14 protein-coding genes and 1 tRNA gene are annotated in these 12,406 nt (G+C 56.2%); 6 read left to right on the top strand and 9 right to left on the bottom strand.

Annotated features, from left to right (window positions below; genetic code table 11):
• Positions 1–27 precede the first annotated feature (27 nt).
• From ACUUL3_RS07400 to hisB, 4 genes are read right to left on the bottom strand one after another with little or no spacing between them, the layout of a single operon-like run.
• Positions 28–900, bottom strand: a complete 873-nt coding sequence (locus ACUUL3_RS07400; protein ID WP_448555992.1) for a damage-control phosphatase ARMT1 family protein — start codon at positions 898–900, stop codon at positions 28–30.
• Positions 901–916: 16 nt separating this feature from the next.
• Positions 917–1,651: a tRNA lysidine(34) synthetase gene (locus ACUUL3_RS07395; RefSeq protein ID WP_448555991.1), complete on the bottom strand. Its 735-nt coding sequence runs from the start codon at positions 1,649–1,651 to the stop codon at positions 917–919.
• Positions 1,652–1,659: 8 nt separating this feature from the next.
• Positions 1,660–2,298, bottom strand: a complete 639-nt coding sequence (locus ACUUL3_RS07390; protein WP_448555989.1) for a hypothetical protein — start codon at positions 2,296–2,298, stop codon at positions 1,660–1,662.
• 24 nt (positions 2,299–2,322) lie between these two features.
• Positions 2,323–2,922, bottom strand: a complete 600-nt coding sequence (gene hisB / locus ACUUL3_RS07385; RefSeq protein ID WP_448555987.1) for an imidazoleglycerol-phosphate dehydratase HisB — start codon at positions 2,920–2,922, stop codon at positions 2,323–2,325.
• Between the two features lie 283 nt (positions 2,923–3,205).
• Here hisB and ACUUL3_RS07380 point away from each other — a divergent pair.
• From ACUUL3_RS07380 to ACUUL3_RS07355, 6 genes are all read left to right on the top strand, one after another.
• Positions 3,206–3,280, top strand: a tRNA-Gly gene (locus ACUUL3_RS07380).
• Between the two features lie 142 nt (positions 3,281–3,422).
• Positions 3,423–3,851 carry a 50S ribosomal protein L13 gene (rplM, locus tag ACUUL3_RS07375; protein ID WP_448555985.1) on the top strand — a complete coding sequence of 143 codons (429 nt, stop codon included), beginning with the start codon at positions 3,423–3,425 and terminating at the stop codon, positions 3,849–3,851.
• A gap of 35 nt (positions 3,852–3,886) precedes the next feature.
• Entirely contained in the window at positions 3,887–4,282 is a 396-nt protein-coding gene (gene rpsI / locus ACUUL3_RS07370; RefSeq protein WP_448555983.1) for a 30S ribosomal protein S9, read from the top strand.
• A gap of 120 nt (positions 4,283–4,402) precedes the next feature.
• Positions 4,403–5,434 carry an N-acetyl-gamma-glutamyl-phosphate reductase gene (gene argC, locus ACUUL3_RS07365; protein WP_448555981.1) on the top strand — a complete coding sequence of 344 codons (1,032 nt, stop codon included), beginning with the start codon at positions 4,403–4,405 and terminating at the stop codon, positions 5,432–5,434.
• A gap of 6 nt (positions 5,435–5,440) precedes the next feature.
• Positions 5,441–6,205 (top strand): tRNA pseudouridine(38-40) synthase TruA, encoded by a 765-nt coding sequence (truA, locus tag ACUUL3_RS07360; RefSeq protein WP_448555979.1) that lies wholly within the window; start codon positions 5,441–5,443, stop codon positions 6,203–6,205.
• 67 nt (positions 6,206–6,272) lie between these two features.
• Complete coding sequence (locus ACUUL3_RS07355; protein WP_448555977.1) at positions 6,273–7,481, top strand: pyridoxal phosphate-dependent aminotransferase; 1,209 nt, start codon at positions 6,273–6,275, stop codon at positions 7,479–7,481.
• 10 nt (positions 7,482–7,491) lie between these two features.
• Here ACUUL3_RS07355 and ACUUL3_RS07350 read toward each other — a convergent pair whose 3' ends face one another.
• The 5 genes from ACUUL3_RS07350 to lptE form a co-directional block, all read right to left on the bottom strand.
• Positions 7,492–7,686 carry a hypothetical protein gene (locus ACUUL3_RS07350; protein WP_448555975.1) on the bottom strand — a complete coding sequence of 65 codons (195 nt, stop codon included), beginning with the start codon at positions 7,684–7,686 and terminating at the stop codon, positions 7,492–7,494.
• Positions 7,687–7,748: 62 nt separating this feature from the next.
• On the bottom strand, positions 7,749–8,240 hold the full coding sequence (locus ACUUL3_RS07345; RefSeq protein WP_448555973.1) for a metal-dependent transcriptional regulator: 492 nt from the start codon (positions 8,238–8,240) through the stop codon (positions 7,749–7,751).
• A gap of 199 nt (positions 8,241–8,439) precedes the next feature.
• Complete coding sequence (gene dusB / locus ACUUL3_RS07340) at positions 8,440–9,387, bottom strand: tRNA dihydrouridine synthase DusB (protein WP_448555971.1); 948 nt, start codon at positions 9,385–9,387, stop codon at positions 8,440–8,442.
• Positions 9,388–9,446: 59 nt separating this feature from the next.
• On the bottom strand, positions 9,447–11,441 hold the full coding sequence (gene tkt, locus ACUUL3_RS07335) for a transketolase (protein WP_448555969.1): 1,995 nt from the start codon (positions 11,439–11,441) through the stop codon (positions 9,447–9,449).
• 360 nt (positions 11,442–11,801) lie between these two features.
• The gene (lptE, locus tag ACUUL3_RS07330; RefSeq protein WP_448555967.1) at positions 11,802–12,350 is read right to left on the bottom strand and encodes an LPS assembly lipoprotein LptE; all 549 of its coding nucleotides are present in this window, start codon (positions 12,348–12,350) and stop codon (positions 11,802–11,804) included.
• Between the last annotated feature and the right edge of the window lie 56 nt (positions 12,351–12,406).

Here is a 12,406-nt window from a genome sequence, read left to right as displayed (position 1 = left end):
AGGGTAATGTTTGCAGGGGGGCCGGTATTACAGGCTCCCCTTTTTTTGTTTGCACAGGATCATATCCCCGATCTTCACTCTGATACCGTTCAGCTCCTGCAGGTGCCCGGCGACGACGCCGCATTTCACCGTGAGCAGAAAGTAGAGTGGCGCGGCTCTCGCCGAGAGGGTTTCAAAGTTGCCCTGGCCCTTGCTGATGATCAGGTCGGCGTCCTGGAAACGGCTCAGGAATTCGCGGCTGCAACGATCAAGGGGCGTTCCGGGGCAGGCGGTGCCGTTGCCGATCACCCGGTATTGTTGGCCGATATTGCAGGCAGCCACATCGGCAAGCGTTGCGTCGTTGATGATGGGGCTGTCCTTGACGGCGAGAAGCATATTGCCGCCGATTTCGCCGATGAGCAGATCGTCAAAGACGATTTCCCCGCAGTTGTCCGCAAGAAAGACGATTTTTTCGGCCTTGCCTAGCTCTTCACGGAAGCATGTATAGTCGTTTATGGCAAAATCATGGTGCAGGCAACGGTCCATGGTCTGCTTGATGTCAAAGTCATGGTGCGCTCCATAATCAATGATGTTGCCGGCTACGGCAAACCTGATGGCCGCGAGGAGCGGGTCGGCGCTGGCTCTGATTTCCTTCCGGACTCTGGCGCGCAGGGCGAGGGCAAGATCGTTGCTCTTTTTTTTGAGGGCGGCATATGGGTCAGGGCATCGGGCCTCGCGGGCGATGAGCTGGTACATGCCGGTGGCATTTTCCGGCGGCGAGAGGGCGGGGTCAATGCCGGCGAGATACTCTTCCACTGCGGCGCGTATTGCAGATCGCCGTGTGGGTTCGGGGCAGGCAAGGCGCAGGGTATATTCCGCTTGTTTCCTGAGGCAGGGCAGGCAGGCGGTATGGGTTTGCATCAGCCTCTGCCTCGACTCATGGCTGCGGAGTGAGGAGGTAATCGGGCTTTACGTTTGCGAGGCTTGCGAAAATCGTTGCCTTGAGCGAAGGTTCGTTCGTGTAGAGTTCCTGCAGCCAGAGGCGGATTTTTTCCCGGTGCGACTCCTTTGCCATGGGGCAGGGATTGGCCACCGGGGTGACGCCCAGATCGAGACCCAGGGCGCAGATGCGGTCCTTGCCAACCAGGGCAAGCGGCCTGATGATGGCGAGTTTGCCGTTGAAAAGTTTCTGGTTGGGGGACATGGCGCTTAAGCTTCCTCCGTAGAAAAGGTTGAGGAAAAAGGTCTCAATGATGTCTTCCTGGTGGTGGCCAAAGGCGATCTTGTTGCAGCGATGCTCTTTCGCCAGGGCAAAGAGGCGGTTGCGGCGTTGCCGTGCGCAATGGTAGCAGCCGCTCTTGCCATTTTTTTCGGCGGCAAGGGCATTGCGGCCGAATTCGGTCCGTTCCAGAAGCATGGGGAGGTCGAGACGGCTGAGCTGCTCTCTGACAAGTTCCAGCTCGTTGCCGCCGAAACCCATGTCGAGGTGGACGGCCAGAAGCTCGAAGCTGATGGGCGCCTTGAGGCGCCATTGCCGCAGAAGCCAGGAAAGCACGAGGCTGTCGATCCCGCCGGAAACGGCAATCATCACCCGGTCGCCGTCGGCGAGCATCCTGTAGAGATGCATGGCCCTGCCGACCAGGTGGTTGATCTGCTTTGGGATGGGCAGCACCGGGAAGACTATTTCTGGAGATAAAGGCAGTTGGCAAGTTTCTGCTGAACGCCGTCCCGGGCCAGCGCCTCGGCGGTCAACCACTTGAAGCCGCGTTTTGCCTTCTTGAAGAACTGAAACATGTCGTCCAGCAACGGTTTCTGGGTTTCGGTGAAGGTGCCGGCGCAGAGGGTTTGCCCGCTTTCGGCCAGGACAAGCTTGTAGTCAAAGGCCACCGTGGCCGGACTGATGATGGAGTATTCCGTTCCCTCCCTTTCCACATACCGGTGCAGGGTGCAGAGCAGAACCGCGTCGGCTTTGTAAATACGGCAGATGTTTACCGCCGCGGTGGTGCGGCAGCGGGTAAAGCCTTTGTCGAGAGCGTCGCGTTGTCCTTCGGTGAGGATGTTGATCTGGTCGTTACCGGCGAAATATTCAGCCAGGATGGCATTCATGGCAATCTGGCCCGCCTCGAGTTGCGCCCGTTCTTTTTCCGAGGGGCTGGTGTTCCCGTCAGGGGCGATTTCAACCGGAAGGAGAACGATGGTCTTGATGGGGAACAGCTCATCTTCCTGGGTTTGCTGCGCTGTTTTCTGGGCGCAACCGAAAAGAGCGAGGAGCAGGCTTATATTGATGACGCCGACGAAAAAGGATTTGCAAGATGTCACAGCGGTTCTCCCGGAGTTATGGAATTATAAGGTGCCTTTGGAAGAAAGCGGTCCCTGGGCGCGGGCTTCCGGCGTTGTCGCCTCATCCAGTGCCCTGCCCAGGGCTTTGAAGATTGCCTCCAGGATATGATGGGTGTTTTCGCCGTGGGCCATTTCTATATGCAGGGTCAATCCTCCATGCAGGGCAAAGGCGCGGAGGAATTCCTTGGCAAGCTGGGTGTCGAACTCGCCGACTTTCTGGTCAAGGAGGGCGACTCCGTAATGAAGGTATGGTCTGTTCGAGCAGTCCAGGCTCACGCGGACCAGGGTCTCGTCCATGGGGAGCGAACAAAAGCCATAGCGTTTGATCCCGGCGAAGTCCTGCAAAGCCTTTTTCAGGGCCTGGCCCAGACAGATGCCGAGGTCTTCCACGGTGTGATGGGCATCCACTTCGGTATCCCCGGAGGCCTGCACCGCAAGGTCAAAAAAACCGTGCACGGTAAAAAGGGTCAGCATGTGGTCAAGAAAAGGGACTCCGGATTTGATCTCGGCCCGTCCCGAACCGTCAATGGTTAAGGAGAGGCCGATGTCGGTCTCCTTGGTCTGGCGTTTGATTTCGCCTTGGCGTACGCGTCGTGCGGCCATGGATTACTCCTGCGTTGTAATAAATGAGGTAAGGAACATGTACGGCAATTTTGAGTAGATCGATAATTATGGCTATCTTACCAAGATGCCATGCCGCGAGGCAATAAGAATCCCTATTTTTTTGAAAAAAAATATTGTAATAACGATATATTATCGTTAAATTGCTCACCGGGTCGCAATTTGTCCCGGGACATGACAAAAATATTGCGAACTCCAGGTTTTTTGTTGACAACCAAGTCGGGCATTGTTATATATCGGGCGTTTTGAAGAGAGCAGTCTGAGAGCGGGAATAACTCAGTGGTAGAGTGCAACCTTGCCAAGGTTGAAGTCGCGAGTTCGAATCTCGTTTCCCGCTCCATTTTTATTTGCGATAACGAGGTTCGAAGCCATTCGGGCCTTTCATTGAGATACCGGAAGCCCGTTTTGCTTTTTTTGTGGCAAAACGGGCCATTTTAACTTATAATTATGGATCCGGTTTTAGTATTCGAGAGGAAAGTGAAATGAAAACGCATTTGACCCCGGTCAAAGAGATTGAGCGCAAGTGGTATGTGGTGGACGCTCAGGACAAGGTGCTTGGCCGTTTGGCATCAGAGATTGCGATCCGCCTGCGCGGGAAGCACAAAGCCAATTACTCCACCTTTCTTGATGTCGGTGATTTCGTGATCGTTGTCAATGCCGACAAGGTCCGGATGACCGGCCGGAAGTGGGATGACAAGGTCTATTACAGCCACACCGGGTATATGGGCGGCTTGAAAGAACAGACCGCAAAGGAAATGCTGGCGAAGAAGCCTGAGGATATCCTGATCAAGGCAGTGCGTGGCATGTTGCCTAAAAATACTCTGGGGCGCGCCCAGTTGAAGAAGTTGAAGGTGTACGCGAGCGCGGAGCATCCGCATGCAGCCCAGCAGCCTCAGGCTTTGGAATTATAATCACCTGTTCAATGAGCAGGCTATTGGAGTAGGAAATGGCTGAAAATCGTTTTTACGCGACTGGAAAAAGAAAGACCGCTGTTGCCAGGGTATGGCTCACTCCCGGATCCGGCAATATCCAAGTCAATAAGATGAGCGTTGAAGATTATTTCGGTGGTGGCTTTGATTACCGTCAAAAGGTTGCCAAACCCTTGGCTTTGACCGAGACCGCGGCGAAGTACGATGTCATGGCTACCTTGAGCGGCGGCGGCAAGATCGCCCAGACCGAGGCTTTGCGGCACGGAATAGCCCGCGCCCTGCTCATCGTTGACCCTGAATACCGCGTCACCCTGAAACGGGCTGGTTTCCTGACCCGCGACCAGCGCGCGAAGGAGAGAAAGAAATATGGCCAGAAGGCGGCCAGGGCGAGGTTCCAGTTCTCCAAGCGTTAACAGTTTTACAGTTGCATTCTTGCATATCTTTGTTTACCTCTGCAGGGGAAGGCGTTATCGCTCTTCCCCTGTTTTTTTGTCGGCATATACACGGAATGTTTTTTTTGATTGGTGAGGCAGATGGTGCGAGTAGGAATCGTTGGTGCGTCGGGCTACACAGGTGCTGAGCTTGCCCGGATCTTGTGCAATCATCCCGAAATCGAACTCACGGTGGCGACCTCCCGCCAGTATGCGGGGAAACCCCTTTCCCACGTTTTCCCGAGCCTGCGGGGGCGCGCTGATATCCTCTGCGAGGATGTGCAGGGAGATAAACTGGTCGAGCGGGCCGATCTTTTTTTCACCGCCGTGCCCCATCAGACCGCCATGGATATTGTCCCGCAGATCTTGGCCGCCGGCAAAAAGGTTGTTGATCTGAGCGCGGATTTTCGCATCCGTGATGCCGCAGTATATGAACAGTGGTATCAGGCCCATAGCGCAAAGGAATTGCTTGCCAAGGCGGTGTACGGTCTTCCTGAGCTGTATCGGGAGAAGATTGCCGCCACCGATCTGGTCGCCAATCCCGGTTGCTATCCCACCAGCATCATTCTTGGTCTTGCCCCTCTGTTGCGGGCAGGGGTCGTTGATCCGGAAACAATAGTGATAGATTCCAAGTCCGGTGTTTCCGGGGCGGGGCGTTCCGCCCAGGTCGGGACCCTGTACTGCGAAGTGGCCGATGGCTTTAAGGCCTATAAAGTCGGAGAGCATCGCCATACCCCGGAGATCGAGCAGGAGTTGAGCGTGTTGTCCGGCAGGCCGGTCACGGTTTCCTTCACCCCCCATCTGGTTCCGATGTCCCGGGGGATTTTGAGCAGCATCTATGCCAAGGCCAACGAGGCATTGCCGCGCCTTGTTGAACTGTATCGGGACTTCTATGGAAATGAGGAGTTCGTCCGCGTTTGTTCGGCAAATCAGTATCCCGCCACCCAGTATGTTCGGGGCAGCAACTACTGTGATATCGGCTTTAAGTATGATCCCCGCACCGGCCGGGTAATTGTTCTTTCCGCCATCGACAATGTGGTGAAGGGCGCCTCCGGGCAGGCTGTGCAGAACATGAACATCATGTGCGGCTTTCCTGAAAATACCGGTCTCAAGGTCGTTCCCTTTTTCCCGTAATGCACCGTGCGTAATATAAAACTTGTCCTGGCCTTTGATGGCACCTGTTATGCCGGCTGGCAAAGACAGAAGGGGCACCCGACCATTCAGGGTGTCCTGGAGGAGGCGATCGCACGGGTCAGCAGGGAAACCATCACCCTGCACGGGGCTGGGCGAACCGATGCCGGGGTGCATGCCGACGGGATGGTGGCGAATTTCAGCGCCAGGATCAATATCCCGTTGTCAGGGCTGGTAAAGGTGTTGAATAATACGCTGCCTCGGGATATCAGGGTGTTGTCGGCGGAAAATGTTGCCAATGATTTTCAGGCACGCTATAACGCCAGGGGAAAGGTGTACGAGTATACCTTTGCCATGGTGGAAATCATGCCGCCTCTCCTGCGCCTCTATGCCGCCCATGTGCCGCGGCCTCTTGATCTTGCCGCTATTGCGCGCTGCCTTCCCGTGCTGGTTGGCACCCACGATTTCAGCAGCTTTGAGGCCACCGGTTCCCGGGACAGCTCCAACTGCGGCGGCAGGGGGGCGGTCCGGACCATCGATACTGTCCGTTTGCAGGGACCGGAAGGCGAGGCGGCTGTCTGCCGGCTGACAATTGCCGGGGATGGTTTTCTGAGGCACATGGTGCGCAATATTATCGGGACTCTTTTTGACATTGGTCGTGGCTCCATTGCTGCCGAGGCACTTGCCGATATCATGGCGGCCCGCGACAGGTCAATGGCTGGCGCGACCGCCCCGGCCTGCGGCCTGAACCTGAAGAAAGTGCTGTACGACTGAAGCGTTGTTGGTGTGCTGATGCCCAAAAGGGCGTTTTTTTCAATCAAAGCTGCTGTAGGGATATGAAATGGAAGCGGAAATTATTAGCCTTGCTGCCCGTGTGAAACAGATCAAACCATCGCCAACTCTTGCCGTCAACGCCAAGGCCAAGGCCTTGAAGGCGGCCGGGGCGGATATTCTGAATTTCAGCGTCGGCGAACCCGATTTTGATACGCCGGCCCATGTCTGCGAGGCGGGAAAACGGGCCATCGATGAAGGGTTTACCCGCTATACCGCGGTGCCTGGTATCCCCGAACTGCGCGAGGCGATTGTCCGGCGGATCGCCGAGGACAAGGGCTGGCGCTATGAGCCGGACCAGATTCAGGTCTGCTGTGGCGGCAAGCACGGGCTTTACAACATGGCCCAGGCCCTGTTCGGTCCGGGAGACGAGGTACTGATCCCCACCCCGTATTGGGTTTCCTATCCGCCCATTGTGACTCTGGCCGGCGCGAGTCCGGTGGAGGTTCCGCTTGCAGAGGAAAACGACTTTGATCTGACCGAAGAGCTTCTCGAGAGGTATGCCACTTCCAAGACCAAGGCGCTTATCTTGAACAGCCCCTCCAATCCCACCGGCGCGGTATTTTCCGAGAAGGCGCTGGCCGCGGTGGCCAAGCTGGCCATCGAGCGGAAATGGCTGATTATCTCGGACGATATTTATGACACCATTGTTTACGGGGACGGCAAACTCAGCCACATCCTTGACGTTGAGCCGAGGCTTGCGGCGCAGACCCTGGTACTCAACGGGGTGTCCAAATCCTTTGCCATGACAGGCTGGCGCATAGGCTATACAGCCGGTCCCAAGCATATCATCGCCGCCATGAACAAGATTCAGAGCCAAAGCACCTCCAATCCCAGCTCCATCGCCCAGAAAGCGGCTTTGGCCGCGGTGAGCGGCCCTCAGGACTTTCCGACCATGATGCGGGATGCTTTTGTGCCCAGGCTTGATTTCATCATGGATGCCTTGTGCAGCATCCCGGATGTGACCTGTGTGCGGCCAAAGGGGGCTTTCTACGTGTTTCCGAATGTTTCCGCCTATTTTGGCAGAAATTTTAAAGGGAAAACCGTGGCCAATTCGGTTGATCTGGCGGATTATCTGCTCGATGAGGCGCTGTTGGCCACAGTGCCCGGCGCGGCCTTTGGGGCGGATGCCTTTATCCGTTTTTCCTTTGCCACCGACCTGAACACCATTAAGGAAGGGATGAAGCGTTTGCGCGAGGCCCTGGCCCGTCTCTCCTGAGACGGGGGAATCAGAAGGCCAGCAGATCCTTGGCGCTGGGTTCGCTCAAGGCCCAGGTCCAACTGTCCAAGGGGCGCTCTTTCGAGAGCGCCTTTTGACCGTTTTTGGTATAGCACTGATAAACCCATTCCGCGCCTTTGGTATATACCTTGATGAGACCGAGGCTGGGATGTTCATACCAGCCTTCCGCAAACAAGCCATCCATGTGTCTTTCTCCTGAGTAACCAACCGATAATATTATATTCTCTAAATTACAACGGAGTGAATCTACTTTTCAAGACAAAGTGAGATGCATTCCTTGCATTTGTCGTCTGTTTTTCCTGTCTGGCAATACCTGCTGAAGCTCTTGATCAGATCGTTCCCGCCGCGGGGGCACTTTTCCATGAAATGGACAAACTGGGTCAGGCGGTCGATGATCTCCCTTGGCGCTGAGTGTTCGATGCGGCAGGCGCCGTCTTCAGCCACCTTTTCATTCACGGCAAGCACCTTGATGAAGAATTCCTTCAAGGCCCGGTGGCGTCGGATAACGTCCTCCGCCACCTCCTTGCCGGCCGGGGTGAGGGTGATAACCTCGTAGGGTGCGTAGTTGATAAATCCTTTCTGGGCCAAGGCCCTGAAGGCCTCGGTCACCGAAGAGCGGCTTACCTTGAGCTTGCTGGCGATCTCCTTGGCGCGGGCCACCTGCTTTTCCGAGATGATATGGTAGATGGTCTCAAGATAATCTTCCAGGCTGGCGCTGAGTCGTTTTGTCGGTTTCATGCAGCTCCTGATTGAAACATTATCTTCTGAACAAATTTTAATCTACCTAACAATATTTGGTACAAGGAGGGAAGTCAACTTTTTAAGAGGGGGAACGGGTGAATTCTTCTGGATATTTTCCTGCTGATTTGCGAGGGAAAAAAAGCCGTGGTTGCTGCCCAGTGAGAAAAGGAGCGGGAAGAGGTTTTGTGCCGTTGGCTCAATCGTTTCTGTTGGCAATATTTTTTTCAATGATCTCAATGAGTTCCTGGAAAGTCTTTGCCTGGTAAATTTCTTTTTTGAGGGCGCTTCCGTGCGAAAGCCCTTTGAAATATCTGCCTGCCTGGTTTTTTACTTTGGGGAGAATCTTCCCTGCCGAAAAAAAACGGTGAATCAGGTCGAGATGGCGGCAGAGGGCGTTGAGGCGGTAGGCCAGCGGAGGAGAGGCTGTGGCTTGAGCGGAAAAGATCCAGGGGGTGCCCAGGGCGGCCCGGCCGATCATCACCCCATCGCAGCCGGTTTCAGAAAGCATGCGCAGCCCGTCGGCGTGCGACTTGACATCACCGTTGCCGATCACCGGAATGGAGACAGCTTCCTTGACCTTTCTGATCATGTTCCAGTCGGCAGAACCGCCAAAGCCGTCGCTCCAGGTGCGGGCATGGACGATGACCGCGGCAGCGCCGTTGTCCTGGGCCATCCTGGCAAAGTCGCAGGCAATGATGTTCTGATGGTTCCAGCCGGAACGGAATTTCACCGTAACCGGCACCTTCGCCTTCGCGACCACCGCCCTGATGACCCGGGCAGCGGTGTGGGGCTCCTTCATCAGGGCGCACCCCGCCCCCTTCTTGATCACCTTTTTTACCGGACAGCCCATGTTGATATCGATGAGGTCGATGGGCTGCTCGGAGAGAATGGCGGCGGCTTCCCCCATCAGGTCCGCTTCTCCTCCGAAGAGCTGCATGGCCACGGGCCGCTCCTCGGGCACGGTGGCGAGCATCTCCAGGGTATTCTTCTGGCCATGGATCAACCCGTGGCAGCTGATCATCTCCGAATAACAGAGGGAAGCGCCATATTCCCGGCAAAGGAGGCGGTAGGCTAGGTCGGTGTAGCCGGCAAGGGGGGCCAGAATGAAAGGGTTGTCGAGGACGAGGCTGGCTATGGAGAACATGGGCGGGGTAAAATGGGAAGAGGGGACAGATCGTATGACTCTGTCCCCTCGCTGAAGTCTTACAGAGTTTCTTCCACGGCTTTAACCACGTTTTCCACGGTGAGGCCGAAATATTTGAAGAGTTCCTCGGCCGGCGCGGATTCACCGAAGCGGTCAATGCCGATCACCTTCCCCTTGCAACCGGCGTAACGGTACCAACCGCCGGTGACGCCTGCCTCCACCACAACCCGAGCCTGGACGGAGTCGGGAAGGACGGATTGTCGATAGGCCGCATCCTGGCTGTCAAAGAAATCAGTGCTCGGCATGGAGACGACCCGGATCTTCTTGCCCTTGTCCATCAACGTCTTGGCTGCGGCCACGGCCAGTTCGACCTCGGAGCCGGTGGCAATGATGATGGCGTCGGGATTCGCGCAACCGCAATCAAGCAGGGTATAGCCGCCTTTGGCGATGTTGGTGATCTGTTCCGGGGTCCGCTGCTGGTGGGGCAGGTTCTGCCTGGAGAGCAAAAGACTGGTGGGCCCTGATTTCCGCTCCGCGGCGACTTTCCAGGCTACCGCTGTTTCAAGTCCGTCGCAGGGGCGCCAGACGCTCATGTTGGGGATCAGCCGCAGGGTGGCTGCCTGTTCAATGGGCTGATGGGTGGGACCGTCCTCGCCAAGACCGATGGAATCATGGGTAAAGACGTAAACGGATTGCTGCTTCATGAGGGCCGCCATGCGCAGGGCGTTGCGCGCATATTCGGAAAAAATCAGGAAGGTGGCGGTGTAGGGGATAAAGCCGCCGTGCAGGGCGATGCCGTTGGCAATGGCGGCCATACCGAATTCGCGCACCCCGTAATAGACGTAGTTGCCGCCGGCATCTTCCTGAATGCCCTTGCTGCCGGACCAGATGGTCAGGTTGCTGCCTGCCAGGTCGGCGGAGCCGCCAAGCAGCTCGGGCAGCAGTGGACCATAGCCGTTCAGACAGATCTGGGAAGCCTTTCTGGTTGCAACCTTTTCCGCCTTGGCATTGATCCCTTCGATAAAGGCAGCGGCCTTTTGGGGCCAGTCGGCAGGGAGCCCGCCGCTCAAGCGGCGTGAGAGTTCAGCGGCAAGTTCGGGAAAGGCCTTCCGGTACGCAGCGAATTGCTCGTTCCAGGCAGCCTCCAGCTTGCTGCCCTTGGCCCTGGCGTCCCAGCCGGCATAGATCCCTGCCGGCACCTCAAAGGCGGGATGGGGCCAGCCGATGGTCTCGCGGACCAAGGCGATTTCCGCATCCCCCAGGGGAGCGCCGTGGCAGATCTCCTTGCCCTGTTTGTTGGGGGAGCCCCAGCCGATGATGGTTTTGCAGCAGATGAGAGAAGGCTTGTCAATGACGCTTTTAGCTTCGGCAATGGCCTTTTTCACCGCCTCCGGGTCATGGCCGTCCACGTTTTCAAGCACATGCCAGCCATAGGCGGCAAAACGCATGGGGGTGTTGTCGGTAAACCAGCCTCCCACCTCGCCATCAATGGAAATGCCGTTGTCGTCATAAAGGGCGATCAGCTTGCCGAGTTTCAAGGTTCCTGCCAGAGAGCACGCCTCATGGGAGATGCCTTCCATCATGCAGCCGTCACCCAGGAAAACATAGGTGTGGTGATCGATGATAGTGTGCCCGGAGCGATTGAACTGGCCGGCCAGTGTCTTTTCCGCGATGGCCATGCCCACGGCATTGGCAATGCCCTGGCCCAAGGGACCGGTGGTGGTTTCAACGCCGGGGGCGTAGCCGTACTCAGGGTGGCCAGGAGTCTTGGCATGGAGCTGACGGAAATTTTTGATCTCTGAAATGGGCAGATCATAGCCGCTTAAGTGCAGCAGGGAGTAGAGCAACATGGAACCGTGGCCGTTCGAAAGGACAAAACGGTCGCGGTTGGGCCATTTCGGGTTGGCCGGGTTGTGATGCAGAAAATCATTCCACAGAACTTCGGCAATGTCCGCCATGCCCATGGGGGCGCCGGGGTGGCCTGATTTTGCTTTTTGTATGGCATCCATGCTGAGGGCGCGGATGGCATTGGCAAGTTCTCTGCGAGATGGCATGTGTACCTCCGGAGCTTGATTCGGTCGTGCTTGCAAAAAAATATGGGTTAAGGAATTACACTATATACCTTTCCTGTGCGCAGATTGCCATTCATATTTGGCGGTGAACGCGCGCGTCATCTTTTAGGAGATAAAGACGTTTTTCCGGTTGGATAAGGCGATCGTGACCTGGTGGAAAATCAAGGCGGCGGGCGGAATTTTTTGAAAGGGATTCCGGGAGAGTGGGAAGAGTGGGCTTCCCATCTATCAGTCCGTTGCAAAAGACGTTTCGGCCAGCCTCCCGAGTTCACTGGTTCGTACAGAGCCGGCGAAATCCGGCGACACATCCTGCGCCGCTCAGCCCGTTTTTCAACGGGCTGTTTATCTGTTGTCTGCTCCGGTTCCCTTCCGGTGCCGGGAAATGGCCCGGTAGATGCGGATATAGATGTTTTCGGCAAGGTCGTTGACGATGAGTTCCAGGGCGGTTTTCTTGTTCGCATCGGTCTGGGCTGTGCTGCTTCCAACCGTGTAGGTTTCTTCAAGGGAATAGCCCTTCGCCTCCCAGACGGGCTTGTCCGTTTTCACATCTCGCACGGAATATTCAACAGTCAGGATGGCTTTCAGCGCCAGGGCGGTATCTTTGACGTTATATGATCTTCCCGGATAACGCACCGAAACAATCCTGCCCTTGAGGATATAGTCTGCCGAGGCCGCATTCCCGACCAGGATAAGGCGTTTTGACTGGATAAGCCAGTCCTGCAGGGCATTGTGAATGTCGGTGGCAAGGCGCGTTTCGCTGGTGGGGTTGGTCCAGAGCGGAACGTAGAGCTTGATGGGGGGGCCGGCTTCTTCATCCGTCAAGATGTTGGGATTGTGGTATCCGCAACCGGAAAGGAAAAAAAGTACCAGCAGAAGGCAGATTTTTCTCAAGGTGCAAACGTTCATTATCCAGACCATGCAACGGCCGTGCGCTCTGTTTGTTGGTG

The sequence above is a fragment of the Thiovibrio sp. JS02 genome (genome assembly GCF_053485635.1).
This window is presented reverse-complemented; position numbering and strand designations above follow the sequence as displayed.